Annotated in this window: 24 protein-coding genes; 12 read left to right on the top strand and 12 right to left on the bottom strand. The window is 40.7% G+C overall.

Annotation, left to right across the window (positions count from 1 at the left end; translation table 11 throughout):
- Positions 1 to 124 precede the first annotated feature (124 nt).
- Positions 125 to 1,237 carry an LPS export ABC transporter permease LptF gene (gene lptF, locus H5181_RS03135; RefSeq protein ID WP_182750210.1) on the top strand — a complete coding sequence of 371 codons (1,113 nt, stop codon included), beginning with the start codon at positions 125 to 127 and terminating at the stop codon, positions 1,235 to 1,237.
- Positions 1,234 to 2,292 (top strand): LPS export ABC transporter permease LptG, encoded by a 1,059-nt coding sequence (gene lptG, locus H5181_RS03140; protein ID WP_182750211.1) that lies wholly within the window; start codon positions 1,234 to 1,236, stop codon positions 2,290 to 2,292. The genes lptF and lptG overlap by 4 nt, the downstream gene beginning before the upstream one ends.
- A 145-nt stretch (positions 2,293 to 2,437) precedes the next feature.
- Here lptG and H5181_RS03145 read toward each other — a convergent pair whose 3' ends face one another.
- Genes H5181_RS03145 through H5181_RS03160 form a run of 4 tightly spaced genes read right to left on the bottom strand, consistent with a single transcriptional unit; the run spans position 2,438 to position 4,100 of the window.
- The gene (locus tag H5181_RS03145) at positions 2,438 to 2,947 is read right to left on the bottom strand and encodes an RDD family protein (protein WP_011636401.1); all 510 of its coding nucleotides are present in this window, start codon (positions 2,945 to 2,947) and stop codon (positions 2,438 to 2,440) included.
- Between the two features lie 27 nt (positions 2,948 to 2,974).
- Positions 2,975 to 3,229 carry a DUF2960 domain-containing protein gene (locus H5181_RS03150; protein WP_011636402.1) on the bottom strand — a complete coding sequence of 85 codons (255 nt, stop codon included), beginning with the start codon at positions 3,227 to 3,229 and terminating at the stop codon, positions 2,975 to 2,977.
- A gap of 15 nt (positions 3,230 to 3,244) precedes the next feature.
- Positions 3,245 to 3,595, bottom strand: a complete 351-nt coding sequence (locus tag H5181_RS03155; RefSeq protein WP_011636403.1) for a DMT family protein — start codon at positions 3,593 to 3,595, stop codon at positions 3,245 to 3,247.
- Between the two features lie 10 nt (positions 3,596 to 3,605).
- Positions 3,606 to 4,100 (bottom strand): GNAT family N-acetyltransferase, encoded by a 495-nt coding sequence (locus H5181_RS03160; protein ID WP_182750212.1) that lies wholly within the window; start codon positions 4,098 to 4,100, stop codon positions 3,606 to 3,608.
- Between the two features lie 117 nt (positions 4,101 to 4,217).
- On the opposite strand from H5181_RS03160, the gene H5181_RS03165 reads away from it, so the two are divergent.
- Positions 4,218 to 4,805: a DsrE family protein gene (locus H5181_RS03165; protein ID WP_259396927.1), complete on the top strand. Its 588-nt coding sequence runs from the start codon at positions 4,218 to 4,220 to the stop codon at positions 4,803 to 4,805.
- 17 nt (positions 4,806 to 4,822) lie between these two features.
- Here the strand turns inward: H5181_RS03165 and H5181_RS03170 are convergent, their stop codons facing one another.
- The 3 genes from H5181_RS03170 to H5181_RS03180 all read right to left on the bottom strand — a co-directional run bounded on the left by H5181_RS03170 (position 4,823) and on the right by H5181_RS03180 (position 6,996).
- Complete coding sequence (locus H5181_RS03170) at positions 4,823 to 5,566, bottom strand: ABC transporter substrate-binding protein (RefSeq protein ID WP_182750213.1); 744 nt, start codon at positions 5,564 to 5,566, stop codon at positions 4,823 to 4,825.
- A 50-nt stretch (positions 5,567 to 5,616) separates the two neighbouring features.
- Positions 5,617 to 6,261: a DUF2913 family protein gene (locus H5181_RS03175; RefSeq protein ID WP_182750214.1), complete on the bottom strand. Its 645-nt coding sequence runs from the start codon at positions 6,259 to 6,261 to the stop codon at positions 5,617 to 5,619.
- Between the two features lie 156 nt (positions 6,262 to 6,417).
- On the bottom strand, positions 6,418 to 6,996 hold the full coding sequence (locus H5181_RS03180; RefSeq protein WP_259396928.1) for a DUF4136 domain-containing protein: 579 nt from the start codon (positions 6,994 to 6,996) through the stop codon (positions 6,418 to 6,420).
- Positions 6,997 to 7,189: 193 nt separating this feature from the next.
- Between H5181_RS03180 and H5181_RS03185 the strand changes: the two genes are divergently transcribed.
- Positions 7,190 to 7,501, top strand: a complete 312-nt coding sequence (locus tag H5181_RS03185; protein WP_041413424.1) for a DUF1289 domain-containing protein — start codon at positions 7,190 to 7,192, stop codon at positions 7,499 to 7,501.
- 9 nt (positions 7,502 to 7,510) lie between these two features.
- Here the strand turns inward: H5181_RS03185 and H5181_RS03190 are convergent, their stop codons facing one another.
- Entirely contained in the window at positions 7,511 to 8,098 is a 588-nt protein-coding gene (locus H5181_RS03190; RefSeq protein WP_041412809.1) for a TetR/AcrR family transcriptional regulator, read from the bottom strand.
- A gap of 162 nt (positions 8,099 to 8,260) precedes the next feature.
- Positions 8,261 to 9,682, bottom strand: a complete 1,422-nt coding sequence (locus tag H5181_RS03195) for a coniferyl aldehyde dehydrogenase (RefSeq protein WP_182750215.1) — start codon at positions 9,680 to 9,682, stop codon at positions 8,261 to 8,263.
- Between the two features lie 257 nt (positions 9,683 to 9,939).
- Here H5181_RS03195 and H5181_RS03200 point away from each other — a divergent pair, with 257 nt between their 5' ends.
- Positions 9,940 to 10,371 (top strand): universal stress protein, encoded by a 432-nt coding sequence (locus H5181_RS03200; RefSeq protein WP_011636412.1) that lies wholly within the window; start codon positions 9,940 to 9,942, stop codon positions 10,369 to 10,371.
- A gap of 39 nt (positions 10,372 to 10,410) precedes the next feature.
- On the opposite strand, the gene H5181_RS03205 is transcribed toward H5181_RS03200, so the two are convergent.
- The 3 genes from H5181_RS03205 to H5181_RS03215 are packed head-to-tail and all read right to left on the bottom strand — an operon-like array spanning position 10,411 to position 13,376.
- Entirely contained in the window at positions 10,411 to 10,971 is a 561-nt protein-coding gene (locus H5181_RS03205) for a DUF924 family protein (RefSeq protein ID WP_182750216.1), read from the bottom strand.
- Between the two features lie 4 nt (positions 10,972 to 10,975).
- Complete coding sequence (locus tag H5181_RS03210) at positions 10,976 to 12,655, bottom strand: PH domain-containing protein (protein WP_182750217.1); 1,680 nt, start codon at positions 12,653 to 12,655, stop codon at positions 10,976 to 10,978.
- On the bottom strand, positions 12,648 to 13,376 hold the full coding sequence (locus tag H5181_RS03215; protein ID WP_245423118.1) for a PH domain-containing protein: 729 nt from the start codon (positions 13,374 to 13,376) through the stop codon (positions 12,648 to 12,650). Before H5181_RS03215 ends, H5181_RS03210 begins: the two co-directional genes overlap by 8 nt.
- A 253-nt stretch (positions 13,377 to 13,629) precedes the next feature.
- Between H5181_RS03215 and H5181_RS03220 the strand changes: the two genes are divergently transcribed.
- The 7 genes from H5181_RS03220 (at position 13,630) to H5181_RS03250 (ending at position 20,392) form a co-directional block, all read left to right on the top strand.
- Entirely contained in the window at positions 13,630 to 13,956 is a 327-nt protein-coding gene (locus tag H5181_RS03220; protein ID WP_011636416.1) for a winged helix-turn-helix domain-containing protein, read from the top strand.
- 41 nt (positions 13,957 to 13,997) lie between these two features.
- Positions 13,998 to 14,966, top strand: coding sequence for a magnesium transporter CorA family protein (locus tag H5181_RS03225; protein ID WP_059746502.1), 969 nt, complete (start codon positions 13,998 to 14,000; stop codon positions 14,964 to 14,966).
- A gap of 30 nt (positions 14,967 to 14,996) precedes the next feature.
- Complete coding sequence (locus tag H5181_RS03230) at positions 14,997 to 15,656, top strand: alpha-ketoglutarate-dependent dioxygenase AlkB (protein WP_182750218.1); 660 nt, start codon at positions 14,997 to 14,999, stop codon at positions 15,654 to 15,656.
- Positions 15,657 to 15,928: 272 nt separating this feature from the next.
- Positions 15,929 to 16,228, top strand: coding sequence for a BolA family transcriptional regulator (locus H5181_RS03235; RefSeq protein ID WP_011636419.1), 300 nt, complete (start codon positions 15,929 to 15,931; stop codon positions 16,226 to 16,228).
- 164 nt (positions 16,229 to 16,392) lie between these two features.
- Entirely contained in the window at positions 16,393 to 17,517 is a 1,125-nt protein-coding gene (locus H5181_RS03240; RefSeq protein WP_182750219.1) for a TRAP transporter substrate-binding protein, read from the top strand.
- Positions 17,518 to 17,604: 87 nt separating this feature from the next.
- Positions 17,605 to 18,114 (top strand): S-ribosylhomocysteine lyase, encoded by a 510-nt coding sequence (gene luxS / locus H5181_RS03245; protein WP_011636421.1) that lies wholly within the window; start codon positions 17,605 to 17,607, stop codon positions 18,112 to 18,114.
- 202 nt (positions 18,115 to 18,316) lie between these two features.
- Positions 18,317 to 20,392 (top strand): TonB-dependent receptor, encoded by a 2,076-nt coding sequence (locus H5181_RS03250; RefSeq protein WP_182750220.1) that lies wholly within the window; start codon positions 18,317 to 18,319, stop codon positions 20,390 to 20,392.
- Positions 20,393 to 20,823: the final 431 nt, after the last annotated feature.

Here is a 20,823-nt window from a genome sequence, read left to right on the forward strand (position 1 = left end):
ACCATGACCCCAAAGCACCTTCCGCGCTGGTCAGAAAACTAGCAAAACTGCTGAAAGTAGACAGTTTACATGAAAGTTGCTCTGATACCAGTAAAAAGATAAGTTTAGCCACCGGATCCTACTTGTGATTGTATTTAGATATCTTATTAGTGAAGTTTTAAAAGCACAATTTGCGGTACTTTTGGTGCTGCTAACTATTTTTATTAGTCAACAATTCGTACGCGTGTTAGCCGATGCATCTGATGGCGAATTCCCCGCGTCTTTAGTGATGACATTATTAGGGTTAAACCTGCCTCAATTGACGGTGTTAGTGTTACCGCTGAGTTTCTTTTTAGCAATATTGTTGGCTCATGGGCGAATGTATGCTGAAAATGAAATGGTGGTATTGCATGGCGTCGGTGTGAGTGAATGGTATGTCACTCGCGTAACGTTATTGCTTGCTTTTGCCAATTTATTATTCACGGCTTATTTGTCGGTTTATGTCGGACCTTGGGCTGAGGAACGTCAGAATCAGGTATTAGAAAAAGCACAATCCGAAGCAGGATTAGCAGCCTTAACGCAAGGTCGTTTTCAAGCTAGCCCAAATGGTCGAGCCGTTTTGTTTGTTGAGAAAATAAATAAAGACAATACCTTAGATAAAGTCTTTGTAGCGCAGCTCCCTGATCCTGAAGACGAAAATGGCCTGACAAATATTGTAGTCGCCAATAAAGGTCGTGTGATTGAAGATAATATTGGCAGTCAGCAGTTACAACTTGAAAAAGGCTTCCGTTATCAGGGCAGTCCTAAATCACTCGAACTGCAAGTGATTGAGTTTGGTGGTTATAAAATGGAGATTAAAGAACAGGAGGTTGACGAAAGGCGACGTAAATTATCTGCAATGCCAGTTGACGAATTGTTGGATACTCCAGGACCAGAAGCTGCAGCTGAATTTCAATGGCGACTAGCTATCCCTATCGCGATCCCATTATTGACCTTAATTGCGGTGCCGTTAGCGCGGGTTAATGTACGCCAGGGTAAATTTGCTAAAATGGGCCCCGCTATTTTGCTTTATTTAGGTTACTTTGGATTAATGATTGCAGGCCGAAAAGCCCTGCAAGATGAGGTGGTGCCGCAGTATTTAGGCATGTGGTGGATCCATGGCTTTGCGTTGTTATTAGGGTTGTTGTTACTCATTAAAGAACGCCCTACAGGGATGAAGTTCTTAGGCTTATTTAAACGTAAGCAGGTGATGGCATGAGAATCTTAGACCTTTATATTGCTCGTATGATCGTCAGCACATCAAGCTTGTGTTTACTTATTTTGACTGGATTATCAGGCATCATTAAGTGGGTAGATCAATTACGTTTGGTCGGGCGTGGGGCTTATACCATGCTGGACGCTGGCATTTACGTGCTGTTTTTAATACCACGTGATATTGAAATGTTTTTCCCAATGGCAGTACTGCTAGGTGCGTTAATTGGGATGGGCATGCTGGCATCAAACTCTGAATTAGTTGTGATGCAAGTTTCTGGTATGTCGCGTTTACAAATTACTCAATCTGCGATGAAAACGGCTATTCCGCTAATGATTATGGTTATGGCGCTGGGAGAGTGGGGCGCACCCATTGCGGAGAAAAGTGCAAAAGAGCTCCAAGCGACTAAAATATCGGGTGGCAGTTTGATTAAGTCTCATCGTGGTATTTGGGCAAAAGATGGTGACTTATTCGTTAATATTGGTGAGGTTCAAGACATTAATACGCTCAGTAATATCAGTTTATATGAGTTTAACGAACAACAAGAATTAACCCGAGTGACACATGCAAATTCCGCGGTATTTATTGACGATGCTTGGCAGTTATCTGTGGTTGAAAACACTACGGTTAAAGATGACCGCGTTATTCGTGATCACCTTGATACTGATGTGTGGCAATCTTCGTTAACACCAGATAAGTTGAGTGTGGTATCGGTTAAGCCAGAGGCATTATCCATTAGTGGCTTAATTGACTACCTAGATTACTTAAAGGTTAACCAACAAGATCCTAGTCGTTATGAACTGGCTTTATGGCGCAAGGTTATGCAACCAGTAACAGTAGCTGTGATGATGCTAGTGGCATTATCGTTTGTATTTGGACCGTTACGTACTGTGACCATGGGAGCTCGCGTTCTGCTTGGCGTAGTGGCAGGATTTAGCTTTTATATCAGTAATGAGATATTTGGCCCAATGAGCATTGTATATGAATTGCCCGCGGTGGTGGGGGCAATTGCTCCCAGCATGTTATTTACTGGCTTAGCTTTGTATTACATTCGGAAATAATCAATTGTTTGTTTAGTCGATATTGAAAGTGTATATAAAAATGGCAACCCAAGGGTTGCCATTTTTATTACTTATTTGATGATTTTTTTATTCGTTTTGCAGGCAAGCTAGTTTTGTATGCAGATTCGTTTGGTATGTAGATTTATTATGCACCATGCCAGTTACGCATTTGATTAGCTTCTACTGACAATACAACAACCTCTGAACGAGTCATCATGTCTTGCAATGCTAACTTGTCGGCATTGATGATAATCCACAAGTTACCAATACCCAGTAAAGACCAAATGACTCGAGCGCAGGCAGTAATAAAACTTAAATTTTGACCATTAGGGTGTTGAACCTTAAGTCGCCAAGCTCGCATACCTAAAGTTTGTCCACCTCTGCTCCAAAAAATGGCGTAAAAGCCACCAACACAAATGGCTATCCAGAATTGATACAAACCATGATAAAGCGGAGTGTTGTTGAGTAAGTCTGACACATGCTCGTACTCACCCATGGCAATAAGCCCGGTGCTCTGCAGACCAAAGAAAAAACCAAAACCTAGTGCACCAGCAAACATATAAACGGCAATAGCAAGCATTGAGTCATACGCCATTGCACCTAAACGTCGAACAAAACTCGCTCGTGGGAAATTAGCATGATCTGAATTCAACATAGAGAGCCCTTACGTAAAACTAAATGATTAAATCTCATCATCTTCACGAACAAATTTGATGCTCGTAAAACCAAAACGTGCAAACTCGGTTTTACGAAATTCTTTCTCTGCTTTAGCGCCTTTTTTGGATGTTAACGCAATTTGTTTTTCTAAGATTAGAAACTTTTTCAAATCAATCCCTTCAGCTTCAGCAGCTGCTTCATAAAGATCATGATGTACGTCATAGCTAAAGGCGATAGTTTTGGTTTGGCCTTTAAAGGTATAAATCACTTGGCGTGCCATGGAGAACTCCTGAAATTAATGTAATTCACTTTTAAAAATAAAGAAAACGGCACCTAAAAGGCATAAGCCTGCCCACAAATAATCAAGTTTTAAGGGCTCTTTGAGATACCAAACGGCAAAAGGGACAAATACACATAAGGTGATGACCTCTTGCAGAATCTTTAATTGTCCCACGTTCATCACGGTATAACCAAGACGATTCGCAGGAACTTGCAATAAATATTCGAATAAGGCGATCCCCCAGCTCACTAAAGCCGCGATAATCCAGGGTTTGCTATTTAAGGTTTTTAAATGACCATACCAAGCAAAAGTCATGAAGATATTACTAAGACACAATAAACCGATGGTGATGACAGATGGGTGCATGAGGAAGACCTTATGATAAGGATAAATACAGGTAACATACACCAGCAGGATAACTGTCTAGTGACTTTGTTAGTTTTACTGAGGTAGTGTTTGGCTTGAAGCCTTGTTGCAGCCAGTAAGTATGCGCACCTTGCACAGCCACCAACCCAATGCCATCAACCGCCAAGTTTTTTGCCTGATTGACGATATGATTAAACAACTTTTTACCAATGCCCATACCTTGAGCGCTGGGTGAGATGGCCATGTCATGTAAATACCAGCTATCGGCATTAATCTGGCCACTTATCTCGGTATCCAGTGACGGAGCATCGCCTTGCAACCAAGGATGAACAAGCGCGTAGGCCAACACATTACCTTGTTGTTCAAACACCACACAGCTCGTCGGTGATGCTTGCCATTTACTTTGCATGACACCTAGTGATTCAGGTGTGAGTTCGACATAGCATTGTGCTTGTATTGCCATAATAGCGGGCCAGTCTGTAGTGGTAATTGGGCGGATTGACATATCATTTAGTCTTCATACTTATTGAAGTCATAATTATACTCAGAAACAGCCTAAAACCTAAGCGTTTATCTGTGCTAGAGTAAGCATAAAAAAATAGATATAAGGAATATCAATTTAATGAAAGTCAGTTTACATTCAATGAGTAAAGGCGTTGTTACATCAACATTGGTTACATCGACAGTGGTGATGTTAATTGCGGGTTCATCATTTACAGTAATGGCTGGTGTTGAAGCATTTAAACCCGGCCCTGTGATTAAAGGTTATGGCAAAATCGCTGAAGTAAATAGCAGCTTAGTGATACCCGCTGATATGAAGTTTAAAGTTGCTTTTGATTTGGGAAACGCATCTAAACCTGGAGAATTAAACCGTAGTATCGATACCTTGGCGCGTTTTATTAATATGCACGTTGCAGCAGGCGTTAAGCTTGAGGACATTTCTGTTGCTATGGTGGTGCACGGAAAAGCGGCTAGTGATATGACTAAAGACCGTTTTTATCAACAGCTCAATGCAGGGCAAAAAAATGCAAACAAAGATTTAATTGCACAACTAATAAATAACCAAGTTAAGTTCTATGTGTGTGGTCAAACAGCTGCATATTACGGCATTACACCACAAGACTTATTACCAGGCGTTACCATGGCGTTATCGGCGTTAACTGCACATGCAGTATTAGCGCATGAAGGCTACAGCGTAAACCCGTTTTAGTTAATCATCTTGTTGAATTATCGATTAAATATATCTTGCTTAGTGTATTTGTCGATAATGCTTTGAGTTGTACCATTTTGTTCAAGCTCAGCTATAGCGGCATTAATTTGTGGTAGTAAGGCAGCATGCTCTTTACGAAGGCGCATCACTAAGTGGCCTTTTGAATGAATAGCCGCAAGAGTAATTGGGTTGTTGAGTTTTTTGGCCCAATACAACGCCGGTAAATCACCAGATATAGCTGCATCAACACGATTTTTGTAAAGTGCTTTTATGAGGTCACGTTCAGAAGTAAAGTCGACTCGAATAAATTCAGCATCATCATGGTACAAGTAACCACGTACAGTGCCTATTTCTTTACCTTTGATGTTATCTATACTTTGCCAATCGTTGGCTTTTTCTTCTAAAGTAATAATGTTTTCTTGAATAACGATAATGGGATTTGATTGGACAAAAAGTGCGCCTAATTCTTGATTCGGAAACCAACTAGGACTCACAAAGTCAAAGTCTAATAAGCCAGTATCGAGTGCATAGTTTGTTCTTTTTGGCGGGAAGTTGTGTTTTTCAATTTTAATATTAGCTTTGGCAAGCAGTAACGGGACCAGTTCTCCTAATATTCCAGGCTCTTTTGGAGATGCTGTAATGTAATAAGGCACCCAACTGCTTGATGCGTTGACGTTGTACTTGAGTAAGGTATTAGCTTGAACGGTAGGACCACAAAAAAACATCGCAAAGGAGGTAAGTGCAATAAAGCATTTTTTCATGGTATTTCCCTATTTTTACTGTTGTTTCAATACTACATCAACTTTAAAACTTAATATTGATCAAGACATAATAAACATAAACTCTGGTGTAAATTGCTTGGCATTAATACGTAAGTTTTATGATGTTTGATCAATGAGTTTTTTTTATTGCCTGGACTGAGTAATATACCTTGTTCTAGCGCTAAACGAGCCACCAGCTTTTCATCACCACGAATGTACATTGAGATGGGTTTTACAATTTTCTCATCAACGATGTGTTGATTAAAATCTTTTGCTGAAATAATTAAACTGGATTTACCATCACTGTCGAGTTTTAGTTTTGCATCAATATCGGTATCGGTGATCACTACCCATTCTTGTGCTGTGAGCCCTGCCAACATGTTCTTTAGCCCTGTACCTGTGGCTATTTCACTGTTGTTAGCTTGTTGGTATTGATCGGCAATACAGATTAATAGTCGTTTTAGTTGAGCCCCAGCTCCTTGACTACGCGCTTGACGGATCCAAGCCGTTAAGTCGTCGGCCATTAGTTTTGAAAAACGTTTTGTTTTTAATGACTCAACCATCCAGTTACATAAAAAATGGCTTTCTTGTGCTGGCGTTCTTACCGCTTTGTGTTGTGAAGCCGAGGTGTTTATGGCTTCTATTCCAGCTAGCGCAAGTGTTAATAAAGCTTGGTTATATGTTTCTGTCGTCATGTCAACTGGGTCAATAAAGTAGTGTGATGGCTAGTTTACCGTGTAGTAGCAAATTGCTAAATAGATATTTGTGTTTAGTCGCTTAACCGAGCTGTAGTCTCTATTTGAATAAGCCGCAATTCACTTAACAGTAAGCTACGGCTAAACGATGGTCGATTATTTTTTAGGTGGAAATTGCGCCAAAATTGCTACAACTGTTTGATTAATACCTTTGGCTTTATCTTCACAACCTTGATCAAAGTGGTATTGACCATTGCCACGCCAAATGAGGCGTTTATCTGTGGGATCGATAATATCAATTTGAATGGTTTGAGTTTTTGCTGTGTCACTGCCTAGCGGAATACCAATACTGGTGCCAAGACTAATACCGCCACCAGACCCCCATGTACCCGAGCCTAAACCAATAGAAAGCCCAGAATCTTTTTCTTTGTTTTCAGTCACAAAAGCATAGTTCACTACAAAGTCGGCATTATCGGCTTTAAATACATAACCTTGGTTAAGTAACGTTTGTTTAATATCATTATTAATGCGATCTGCCGTTAACGGATCATCCGTTTGCTTTACAGTGAGTTGGTTGAATGTTTTGAGTGCTGAAAAATTATAATTAACATCATAATCTTGCTTTGGTTTTGTTGCACAAGATGCAAGTAGTACTAAGCCACTCAGCAATAAAATAGGCGTGGTCCACACTGATTTACGTGTTGAATCTTGGCCTGAACGTCTTAAATTTATCATGAGACCCTCCTTATTAACTTGCAATAATGTACAAAATTAGCTCAATTAGTATAACCTTAATATAACAATGTTTAATGCTGGCTTTGGTTGATATGGCAAGCGATGGCTTTCAATCTCAGCTACAAGTGACTATATCGTATATTTAGATGTTAAGTACCAAATTCAATATTAGCTGAGGTTAAGCATTCTAATGATGGAACAGTTAAGTTTTTTTGCGGTACCCAGTCCATGTATCGGCGTTTGTCAGTCTGACCGTCGTGGATATTGTATGGGCTGCCTTCGTAGCCGTGATGAACGTTTTAACTGGATGAGCTACAGCGAATTGCAAAAACAAGATGTGATCCGTTTGTGCACACAGCGCAAACGTCGCCGTCAATATGCCTTACATAAAGCTAAGCAGCTGGAGTTGCAAACCCAGCAAACGTCACACACGCCTCAATTAGATTTTGATAGTGCGTCAACGCCTGCTGATGATGTTGATTTAACCGACTTTAGTTTAGATTAATACTTTTTATTACGCTTTCATTGCCTGCCAAAATAGCCTGAAACTGGCTTTTCTGTGTATCTCGTCATCACCTAAATGCGGGTTGTCGGTAAAAAAACGAATCGCAGCTAAATACTGACCATGACAATTTTCGAGCAATAAAGCATTGGGGATATCAGCGATAATTTGTTGCTGTTTACCTTGAGTAATCAATTCGACAACAAATCCAAGAATGCTATTCATTGCTTGCTTTCTGACGTCAGCATCAATGTCTGCTGACATCGAGTATTGTAGAAAAAAAAGTTGCTTTAAGGGTTGTGCAATGGCCCAATCGATGGCTTTTTGCCATAACGTATTGGCATCTCGTTCGATATCGCCACTAAAATCTGTGCTGCTCACCATGTTGGTAGCAAACTCTTGTTTAATGGATAAAAAAAGCTGATTCATGATGTCTTTTTTTGTCGGGAAATGATGAAACAACGTGCCCGTTGCCACACCAGCCGCTTTGGCTATCGATGCAGTCGATGTCGCATTGAAGCCTTTGTTAACAAACAACTGTAAAGCCGAATGTAAAATGGCTTGTTTTTTATCGGTGGTCACAATCGATTTACTGCTCATTGAGTCAACATGCCTTTTTAATCTATGGTCCATTAATCTTTGGTATTTTTAGCTATGCATCCATCTAGCTATGGATCATTTCTCTTGTCTTTTTTATGACAAACTTTGCTAAGCAAGTATCGCTAATAACAGCAATACTTGCAGTCGCGATGATGAGGAGAGTTAACGTAAGAAAAACTTAATCAATAATTTTTGGATCACCCCGCCATAAGGAGGATGAACAAAAATGCCTGTATTAATTTTGCCACTGTTTAATATGGTTTTAGCGTGACTAAAGGTTAAGAAACCTTCCTTGCCATGATAGTGTCCCATACCAGATGGACCAATACCGCCAAAGGGCGCATCATCGGCGGCCACATGGAATACAGTGTCATTAATACAAACGCCACCAGAATGGGTTTGCTGCAATACTTTTTGCTGCGTTTGTTGCTCGAAACTCATGAGATACAAGGCTAATGGTCGGTCATTTCGGTTGATATAACCTATTGCTTCATCCACCGACTGATAGCTAATAATGGGCAATATTGGCCCAAATATTTCATCCTGCATAATGAGCATGTCGTCTGTGGTATGTGTGACTAGCTGGGTGGCTATTTTTCGCTGAGTTGTTGATATTGGACCATCAATTGCTGAGGTGATTGTTGCACCTTTAGCCTTGGCATCTTCTAGCACCGCCAGCAAACGCTGGTATTGACGGTCATTAATGATATTGCCGTAATCTTGGTTGGTGTCAAAATTAGGGTACATTTTATTAAAGCGACGTTGATAAGCAGCAATAAAGGCGTCAACTTTTTCCGCAGGGCACAATACATAGTCAGGTGCGACACAAATTTGGCCTGCATTTAAACATTTGCCAAAAATAAGTCTTTCTACAGCGGTGTCGATTGGCATGTCTGGAGCGATGATGGCTGGAGATTTACCGCCTAATTCTAATGTTACGGGGGTCAGGTTATCAGCTGCTGCACGCATAACATGGCGGCCAACAACGGTTGAGCCGGTAAACAGAATATGATCAAATGGTAATGCTGAGAATGCTGCGGCTACATCAGCTTCACCTTCCACTAACTCGACTTCATTTGAGTCAAAAATTGTTGCTAGCATCTTGCGCAATAGCGCATTAGTTGCCGGAGTGAATTCCGACATTTTCAGCATTGCTCCATTACCAGCAGCAATAGCGGTGGTTAGCGGACCCATAGATAACATTACCGGGAAGTTCCACGGCACAATAATACCGATTACGCCTAAGGGCTGATATTGCACCGACACTTTAGAAGGGGACAGTAATAAACCAGCATGACGGCGACTGGGTTTCATCCATGACTTAAGATGCTTGATAGTGTAATTGATGTTATTCACACAAGGCATAATATCCGAAATTATGGTGTCGTTTGGCGAGCGGTGACCGTAATCATTAATTAATGCATCGATGATAGGCTGTTGGTAATCAAGTAAAGCTTGCTTTAGCTGGGTTAATTTATCTACCCGAGATTGGTAACTAGGTGCTTGATTGGACTGAAAACGTGCTCGTTGATCAGTAAGTAACTGTCGTAATTGAGTTTGATTATTATCAACGGCCATATTCATTTTCGATCTCCTGCAAAAATAACGATATTGATTTTATAAGCCCGACATTACTCGAGCTAATAAACCGACTGATTAGTCGGTCTGATGTTATGCCTGTTTATGATCTAAAGCAAGTTTTCGCCTTTGATTTGATTTTGATCACTAAGTAAGCTTTTAATACTGACTATACTTAATTTATTAGGATGGAGCCGAGTGTGTTCTCATGAGGCTTGTAATGTCATTGCAAAAGCACACTTTGCATTGTGGAGGAGAATAATATGCGAACACGTAATATTTTATGGCCTACCGATTTTTCTGATACCGCGTCACATGCTTTACGCTATGCCATTGAAATGGCAAATTTATATCAAGTGGGCATTCGTATTCTACACGTTGTAGATCAACCTTTTGGTGATGAGAATTACATGGTTCTTGCGATAACGCCCGAAGAGTTGGCTAAAAGTATGGAAGATGCAGCGGCGAGCAAAATGCATGAGTTATTAGGTCAGTTGAATACTAAATTAAAGATTGAAACGGTTATTCGACGTGGTGATGCCATTGATGAAATTTTGGCCGAAGCTAACAGTGGTGATATTGGTATGGTGGTTATTGCCAGTCATGGTAGAACTGGCCTGTCTCATTTTTTACATGATAACGTGGCTGAAGCGATTGCCAATAAAGCTGAGTGTCCGGTGTTAGTGGTCAAATAAAATCGACGCTATCGTTTACTTATGGTGATTTTCACTAGGTTAAAAGCGAGAACCCGGTTGTGTTAAAAATGCGAGTTCGGCAGCCGTAGATTCACGACCTAAAATGGCATTACGATGTGGATAGCGATTAAATTGCGCAATAATCGCTTGATGCTGTTGCTGGCTTGGTAAATTGTTGGGTGCATATTGTTCAAACAATGGCAACGCTTGCTGGTGGATCTCCATCGATTCGCTATGCATGTATGGCATGATTAAAAATGCAGCCTGGTGCACGGGTAACTCTGCTAAACAACCGAGTGTAACAGCCTGTTGTGCAAGCTCCAACGCGATATTGTCAGCGGAAAATGCGGCTGGAGTATCGCGATAAATGTTTCGCGAAAATTGATCTAATACGATTATTTCGGCCAATCGACCTTGGGCATCTTTACGCCAATGTTGTAATTCACCCTTGATAGCCGCCTGTAATGTGGCGCCATATGTTTTTTTTATCTGCAAATCTAACTCGGTATATTTTACCCACCATTGTTTTGAGGATATTTGAACAAACCAAAAATCGATAATATCGTCTACGCTGACATTTGTTGTTTGTATTTCATTCATTATATTAAATCCAATTTTGGTTATTATTGACTGTGGCATTGAGCGACTGAGCCACAATCTGTTGTGCAACCGATGTGGGAATATACGGAAATACCACGTTGCCACTGGCCAAACCGATTTCAACATAGGCTAGCTGAGCATGCTTTTGGCTTTTAGTTTGGGTAATTTTAACGTGTTGAACTTTTTCAAATGCGACCCGTTTCCATTGTTGACCGAAAAAGCCGCTATGCTGCCAAATAACCTTATCTGCCACTACATATCCCCATTGTTTATAACGAATGTAAATCGCTAACATGATCATGGTTGCAGCAAACCAAGTGAACTCAAAAAACTCAAGGCTATGATGACCATAGTAACCCACAATAGTGAGTACGATAGCTGGAAACAGCGGTAAAACGATTCGCTTTGTCAGCCAATTTATATGGATAGGCTTATAACTATTGGGTAATGCACTTGCGCCGCCACTGAGTTGGGGAATACTAGCTAGGAGTGATTCAATTTCAGTGGACTTTACACTAGGAACGAGCATGTGCTGTTTGGTTTTTTGTTCAACCTCATGGCCTTTGACTTGTTTAAAATATAAGGTCCAGCGGTTAAATAAACGTGCAATAGCGGGTTGTTGAACCTGGACTAATTGAATTCGTTTTATGGCCAGTGCATCTTGTTGATGTGAAATGACACCGCCACTTCGCTGTATTGTTTCATCATGTTTGTCGAGCTGATATGGATGATATTTTAAAATGGCCGCCACAATTGAAATTAACGAAAACAAACTGTAAATCGCAAACAAGGCCACGATTAGCATAATAGTTTGCAAACCAATGTTTTGATGGGTTTGCTGCTGGACCCACAGCCAAAACTGTTGCGCAAGCGGTGAGTCGAATATTTTATCCCAATCTATTTGGCCTGCTATGGGGCCTGCGATAACAGCAAACCAAATAAAATTGTTTTGATAAAAACCAAATAAGACTAAATCAGCTAAACTTTTACGCACAATAGGTTGGGTGTTATCGATGTTTTGTTGACTGTTTGCCTGCTGAAGTTCATCTGTCGAGGTTACTTTTGTATGGCTTAAATTTAACAGTAAACGTTTTAACGTTTGCGCCTGTAATGTATCTAATGCGGCTAAATGAGCTTCATCTTTTTTAGAACCAGCGGTTTCAATCACCAAAGTGCCGAGAGACAACGGCTTAAAGTAAAACGGCTGTTCATAACGAATATGTTGTATTCGGCTTAGCGGTATTTCATCCTTTTTGGTAAATATTAAACCGCGTTTGACTTCAAGTTGATGGTTATGAAGACGAAAACGAAATTTACGCCATTCTATTATCGCAAAAATTGTCACCAGTATTAATAAAACACTCGAGGCCAATATGCCCCACTGCATATCAAAACCTTGTTGCCACCCTGTATACACTATTGGCACGATAGCGAAACCGTTACTGAGGATATTTTTCAACGTACTGAAAATATTACTGACAATTGACCAAGCTGACAATGCTTGCCATTGTTGAAAATCATTTGTCGGATTGTCGTTGAGCTTTGCATCAACGCTATTGTTTTCTGTCTCCCCATCAACAGTTTTGACCGCGTCGGCAACATTTACGGCGAATGACCGATTAGTTTTAATTTCATCAGTATCAATAGGCTGGACATCATCTGATGATGTTGATGACTTATCCATTGTGATTATCCTGTTGAGGAGGTTGAATGGATAACGGATCCGTTTCAGCGTCAGATGACGTTGGATCAATAATTTCAGCTTCGGTGATGAGTAATTGATGACTTGCTGCTGCTTGGCTCAATAAATGTTGACGTAAATGTTCTGCTAAATCGGCATTAAGACCTGGCAGATCTATCTCAGCTAAACCGCTACCGGCACTGAAACATTTTAAAGTGACTAAATTGTATTTTCGCTCGAGCGGCCCTTGAGACAAATTAACATGTTGCAGCCGAGTATAAGGTAGTGCCGTTGTTGATACCCAAAATAAACCTTCACGAAACACCATTTCATGTTTAAACAATCCGTAAGTAATTTTGTGTGCTTTAAGGTGGATAAGCTTTATCACCACAACGGCCAATATCATGGCTGAAACCAAGCCTACTGATGCGATTATCAATGGCAGTGGTTTAGTTATTAATAGAAATGCGCTTAAAACCGTTATGATTATCACCGCCACGACACTGCTAATGATCAATAATAGTTTAGGGTAATTAGGATCAATATTGCTCAGTGGCAACTCGGTAAGTTGAATGTACTCATCTTGGGATAAAAGCGGACCGTGGTCATAATCGTGCGCTATTGTGCTTCCTGCTGAGGACATTGCTGAGGTATCACTTACCGCTAACAGATCATTTAATGGCGGTTGTGCTATAGGACTCTTTGGTTGCGGCGGTGTATCCATGTCTATTGATTTTCCATATTTGATAGCTAGCTATTGTTAAAAACTATAACTAGATTGTCTCTACATAGGTAGTGTTAATCATAGTGGGTTATTGATAAATCAATCAATTATCCTTATATCCATGATTAATTCAGTCACAATGCCGCGATTAATTCAGCCGCATTGGGCTGGCTCTGGCAATAGTGCTTGCGTGATTGACTACAGATGCAGTAATTTCTACTGAGTGATGTAGAGGTAATAGGGTGTGTGAAGGATGTTTTCGAATAATTACGTGATCAATAAATCGCAAAAAGCATTTCTACGAAAATTGTATTTAGCGCACCTGCTGGATGAAGAGCAACACAACTTATTAAGCTTACATAAATTGACTCTTATGCCAAGAAGGACATTGCAAGATGCGATAGCGGCATTTGCTGATATTGGTATTGAAGTGGATTTTGTGCAACAAGGCCAGCGGCATAATGAAGGTTATTATCGCATTTCAACTTGGGGCCCAATCAGTAGCGCCTGGGTGAATAGTCATTTTGAGCAGATTAAACAACACATTGAAACGGCTGGCGAGTCAGAAATGATCCTTTAGGTCGTCTATATTGTAATAATGGGTTGCTGAAAGGGTTATTCATGACGATACAAATACTATTATTTAATGCGCAAGGTCAGCTGTTATCACAAGGTGATGAGACTCTCATGAGCCAGTATGATCCACAACTGCAGCTAATATGGGTCGATATTTCAGGCCAGCATAGCCAAGCGTTTTTCAAGCAATACCCTTTGTTTGGCATTGATCATCTCGATTTTGAAGAAGCACAGCGAGAACGTCACCCACCCCAGTTTGAAGAATATGATTCACATTCATATTTGTTAACCCACGAGCTTATGGCTAGAGATGAGTATCTTTTGCTCGAACGCAGCCAGTTATTGCTGCATGTCAATGACCGCTTCTTGGTTACCCAACACCTGAAACCTTCTATCAGTGTTAACAAAGTGATCCAACGAATTAGTGCACAAGGTTGCCTCGAAAGTACAGAAATGAGCCGAGTCAGTTTTGAATTGATGCGCCAAATTGTGATTGATTATCTGGCGGTGATGTTGGCATTAGAAGAGCGTTTAGGGGAAATAGAAGATGAAATTTTTGATGTATCTACTGATGATTTATTAGCAGAGCTAATCGCTTATAGCAGTAAGTTACAAAAAGCCAAACGTTCGTTTAGTTACCACGAAGAAATCTTGCAACAATTACTTGGCGATGACACCCATCTGCATATTAAGATGGACTATGAACAATTGAGCTATTTATATAATCAGTTTGAACGCCTATCCAGTCGTGCCAGTCTTTATCAAGGTTTAGTGGACAGTTTAATCAATGGTTATATTTCGGTGAGCGCCCATAAAACTAACCGGGTGATGATGACGTTAACAATGGTCACTGCGATTTTTTTACCGTTAACATTAGTCGCCGGCATTTACGGAATGAACTTTGACAATATGCCTGAATTAAAATGGCATTTTGGTTATTTTTCGGTATTAATCCTAATGGCAGTCATTGTGGTTTCAGGTTTATGGATTGCGAGAATCAAGCGTTGGTATTAATTAAGGCAAGCGAGATAAGAGGGTGATTGAGTGGCAGGATTTCAACATGGATTAGATTTTGGTGAGCTACAAAATGGCTTAACTCAAGATACCGTCGTTGTGCCAACGACGACTAACCAAATCAGTCCGCCGGTTACTTGGATTAAAGGTTTTTTGTCCCCCAAGCAGCAACAGTTATTAATGATGGAAGTAGAGCAATACCCATTAGATCGCGTGGAGATTGAAGTCTATGGCAAGCAGCATTTTATTCCTCGCACCCAAGCTTGGTTTGGCGACCAGGGTTGTGATTATCACTATTCAAAATTACACATCACCGCGCTGGCTTGGCCAAAAGTGTTAAGCCGATTACGGGCAAAACTGCTTAGTGAGCATCAAATAGACAGTAACTCAGTGTTAGTTAATCGCTATGCCGATGGCCGTGACTGTATGGGCTGGCACAGTGATGATGAACCTGAAATTATCACCGGTTCGGCAATTGCTTCTGTCACGTTAGGCGCCTGTAGAGATTTTGTTGTGCGCCATAAACCGACGCAAACCAAAGTTACTTTCCCTTTGGCATCAGGCGACTTACTCATTATGCATCCTGGTATGCAGCAACACTGGCAACATGCTTTACCTAAGCGCCTTAAAGTGACTGAACCGCGTATTAACTTCACTTTTCGGCACATTATTGCTAATTACTACCGTTAATTAATGGTGAACTTTTATTGTACAAAATATTCAGGCTTAACAGCAACAAACTGACGAACACATAGGCTGATTATTCGAGTGTGGCCAGCACGTGAGGAGCGACAACATCTGGACCTAGGGGGATCTTAAATAGGTCAATGATGTTAATATGCTTAGATATCAACTTGAGAAAATGTGTGCACAAACTTTAAGTTTTAGCCCGCTTGTTTGACCTTTATTGGGCAAACCAGTACCCTTTGATTTCATCGATATGGATTAATAAGAGTATCACTATGTCTGTCGAACAAATCATTACCGATAAATTGAATCACGCCTTTGCGCCTTTGCATCTTGAAGTGATTAATGAGAGTAATCGTCATCATGTGCCGCCTAACTCAGAAACCCATTTTAAAGTGGTTGTAGTTAGTGATCAATTTAGCGAGCAGCGCTTACTTGCCCGTCACCGTTTGGTAAACCAAGCACTAGCAGATGAATTAGCCAATGGTGTACATGCGCTATCCATAAATGCTTATAGCCAACCAGAATGGCAAGCTTTGGATGAAGTACCTCGGACCCCTAATTGTAAGGGGTAATGGTAATCGTTAATTGTTATTAACGTGCTGACTGAATTATACAAAAAGCCTCGCAGAACATGCGAGGCTTTTTATTTTGTATTCGTAGTGAGGTGATGTTTGTCACTAGTTATGATTATGTTACAGTTATGAAAAGAAGCGTGCGATTGACATAGGATATTTACATGAGCAAGGTGATACAAACCTGCTGGATACTAGGCTTAACGTTATTGTTAGGCTGTCAACAAGAAACGCCTTCAAAGCTAAGTTCTGTTCCGCAAAAAGATTTTATTTCTCACCAAGTTATTGAATGGCGTTTAGCCACGTCATGGCCAAAAAACTTGCCCGGTTTGGGTATGGCTCCGGAACGATTTGCCCAATTAGTCGAGCAAATGTCTAACGGTCGTTTAGTGATTACTGTTTATGGCGCTGGCGAATTAATGCCTGCATTGTCGGTGTTTGACGGCGTAAGTAATGGCACGATAGAAATGGCCCATAGCGCATCATATTATTGGAAAGGTAAAGCGCCTGCCGCCCAGTTTTTCTCATCAATACCATTTGGTTTAAATGCACAACAGATGAATGCATGGCTTCACTACGGCGGTGGCATGGAATTATGGGAGGAAGTTTATCAACCTTTTGGTGTTTTACCGCTTGCTGGGGGAAATACCGGCATGCAAATGGGTGGCTGGTTTAATAAAATCATAGCATCCCCAGAAGACTTTAAAGGGCTCAAAATGCGCTTGCCTGGCTTAGGCGGTGAAGTGCTCAAGAAGCTCGGTGGCGTTCCCGTTGATGCACTTGCTGGCAGAGAATTATACGGCGCACTGCAAACTGGCGCAATTGACGCTGCTGAATGGGTTGGGCCTTATAATGATTTATCGCTAGGGCTGCATCAGGTGGCTAAATACTACTATTATCCTGGCTGGCATGAACCGGGTTCAACGATGGAGTTTTTGATTAACCAACAGGCCTTTTCGACTCTTCCCAATGATTTGAAAATGATTGTTAAAGTCGCTGCAAGAGCCATCAATCAGGATATGTTAGATGATTATACTCAAGGTCATATTGCCGCGATGGATGTATTGCTTAACGAGCATAATGTGCAAGTTAAACTTTTTCCCAACACAGTGATCCGCGCATTAAAATATGCAAGAGATGATGTGCTTGACAGCGAAGCGGCTAAAGACCCGTTATTCAATAAAGTACTTGAGTCTTACATGGCTAACGAGAAGTCTGTAAAGCGCTATTTTAGTTACACAGAAGATGCCTTGAGTCGCTTTGAGTTAGACGACAAAAATCAACAGTAAACTCTCACTGTGACCATGCTTAAATAGTGATATTATCGTGTTATTAGGCTTTATATTGTCAAATTATTATTTACTTTGGAGAAAGCAATGCCTTTATTAGACAGTTTTACCGTAGATCATACACGTATGAATGCTCCAGCGGTTCGCGTTGCCAAGCACATGAGCACACCTAGTGGCGATGCCATTACTGTATTCGATTTACGTTTTTGTGCACCCAATAAAGATATCCTCAGCGAACGTGGCATCCATACACTTGAACATTTGTTTGCAGGTTTTATGCGTGAACATTTAAACGGTGATGGTATAGAGATTATTGATATTTCGCCGATGGGATGCCGAACCGGTTTTTACATGAGTTTGATTGGTCAACCGACAGAAAGTAAAGTTGCAGATTCATGGTTAGCGGCAATGGTTGACGTAACCAATGTAATTGATCAAAAAGATATTCCTGAGTTAAATGAATATCAATGTGGTACTTATGAAATGCATTCATTAGAACAAGCGCAAGATATTGCTCGGATGATCATTGCTGCAGGCGTGAGCGTCAACCAAAATGATGACTTGAAACTGAGTGACGAAATTTTAGGTAACCTTTAATCGAATCGATTAATTGATATCTCAATGAAAAAGCGGCTTTAGCCGCTTTTTTTTGCGAAGCAAATATTAATATGTCGAGTAAACGTTAACGGTACGCTATTTTTATGTAACTGAAACCGTTATTGTAATGGACGAATTTTACTAACTGATTCGTCATTTTAAGCGATTTTTTGCGTGAACAGACACATATACGGAGATTAATATGTCTAACCACCCATTTAGCCTGTCAGTGATAGCAGCCGCAGTGCTTTATGTTTGCCATTCTACCAATGCCGTTGCAGAAACGGTGACCGAGTCTATTGATAACCTTAATAATCAACTCGATTTGCAACAGTCATCGATAAGCCAATTTCATTATCGCCAAAGTGATATAGCATTAGGATTGACCGGCGCGACAGTGTTACCTACCGGACCAAATCAAGATATTACTATCACACATGCTGGCGCCACTGACGGTGTAGCCATTTTACAGGATGGTATTTTCTTTTCTCCTGCGCCTTATTCTGGACAACATTTAGTGTTGCAACCCAATTTAATGCACCAGCAAAAAGTGTCTTTTTCGAGCATGACCAGTGTGACTGAAAGTTCACAAGCGGCTTTTGGTAAGCTTGACTATCAGTCGGTACAAATTAGTCCGCAAAAATATGCAACCGATGTCAACGTTGAAGGCAGTGACAATAATGCCATCAATGGTGGGGCTGTGCTGAGTGGTACTTCGAAGCAAAATGGCATGTTACTGGCAGTAGATTATCAATCTGCATCTGACGATGTGGGTTATCGCGTCGCCCGAGATGCAGATAGTATACAGAAAGATATTCTGTTCAAAATTGCTGCCGATAGTTTACCCGGAGCACGTAACCAACAAACGACAGAATTTAGTTATCAGTACTCATCACAAGAAGCTGATCGCGGAGCGTTGGGGTTAACCAGTGTTGATTTTTCAGTAAATCCGACTCAATTATATTCAGCAGCTAGCACCGACAATACTGAAGGCGAACGTCAACGTTACGTGTTAGCACATCAGCTAATCATGTCATCTACTTCAACGATGGCTACCGACTTTTATTATCAAACCTATTCACAACAATCTCAAGAGATGCAGTTTGTTGATGGTGAGCAAATTAATAATGCGTTGCTGTCTCGTATTGCTATGTTTGAAACAACACCCACCACCGATGGGATGAACTTAGGAGCGTTAACACAAAATAACGATTTCTCTGGGTTTGGTATGCAAACAAAAGGTGTCAGCATGTATGGTCAGCATCAGGTGACTTATAGTGCGCGCTACCATACAGATAAAGCTGAAATGCGTTTAGGTCAACGTGAGTGGTCGTGGAACAATGATTTATCATTGACGCCGACAACTGATGATGAATATGCACTGACGTATACTGACGATGCCTCGGCATTTTCATCAGCGGTAGATACTAAATTAAATTATGGTCAGTGGTCTATCAACCTCGGTTTAGGTTATGAGCATGTCAGTGTTTCTCGTGAGCTTGGTGATGTAAATACGAGCCTTAATGCTGCAGACTTTTCTGATGATGGCTGGTCGCCTTCTATTGAAGTGGCTTACCAGAGTGGGCCGTGGTTAGCCGCGTTACAAGCTAAACAAGCTTGGACAGCCGCTTCAGCCGGTAATATTGAACAAACAGCGCAAGAAGCGTTGCAATATCAATTAGCATTAAGCTACCAACAAGATGCTTTATCGATTGCCATGACGGCTTATATGCATGATTACGATAGCCAACATGTGAGCTGTATGCAGGGCATGATATGTGATTATGAACAAATATCATTACAAGAGAATATTAAGGATGTTTCTGTTGTCGGCGCAGATTTGAGCATAGCGTATGGACTAACATTTGATCACTTTTCAATTCCCTTCAAAGCCAAATACCAATATACCCAAGCTGAAACAGACAATGCTAATTGCAATGAATTGATGGCATGTTTTGCCGCTGATAGCCAATTACCTTGGGTACCAGAACAACAATTGACGTTAAGTTCTGGGGTTGTTTACGGCAATATGTCCATTATGGCGCAAGCTTTGTATCAATCGGAGTTAGGTTATCAAGGTGGGTTTACCAATGAGCGCGCTATCGATAGTCAATGGAAGGTTGATATCGCCGCTACTTACCGTTTGACCGAGCAGCACGAGTTGTATGTTCGTGTTGAGAATTTGTTAGACGAAGAGTTAGTGGCAAATCGCACTGCAATGGGATTCCAAGGACAGTCTGAAATGACCACATACTTTGGTTATCAAGGCCATTTCTAGGTGGTCTTTTCTAGGCATAAGCAATGTTGAATAATATTTAAACGCTGCTTGCTGTGCCTTTTATTTCCAAATACCAACACTGCCCAAGTGATGACTCACTTGGGCAGTGTTATTTGAGGCGTAACTGTTCTTGTAAACAAACAACTAAAATTATTTCTTTAAAAATTAATGCTATAGTTTTTTAAATCAGAATGGAGTAGATAACATTCACTCTTAGGTTCTAATTTAATTAGTCTGATCTAAAAGCCACCGATTGTGTTAGGTATTGGTTTGAAAACACCTATAATTTTCGTGGCGATAGTCTCATATTTGCGGTAAAATGCGCGCGACCAGCGTGATTATGATCGCATTTTCGAGTTAAATCTGCGCTAGCTCAAATGGCAAGTGTTTGTTAACACTTTGTTTTTGTAGCGGAACGTGGCGCATTGTCT

The sequence above is a fragment of the Shewanella sp. SG44-2 genome (assembly GCF_014164215.1).
In the GTDB taxonomy this organism is placed as follows: domain Bacteria; phylum Pseudomonadota; class Gammaproteobacteria; order Enterobacterales; family Shewanellaceae; genus Shewanella; species Shewanella frigidimarina.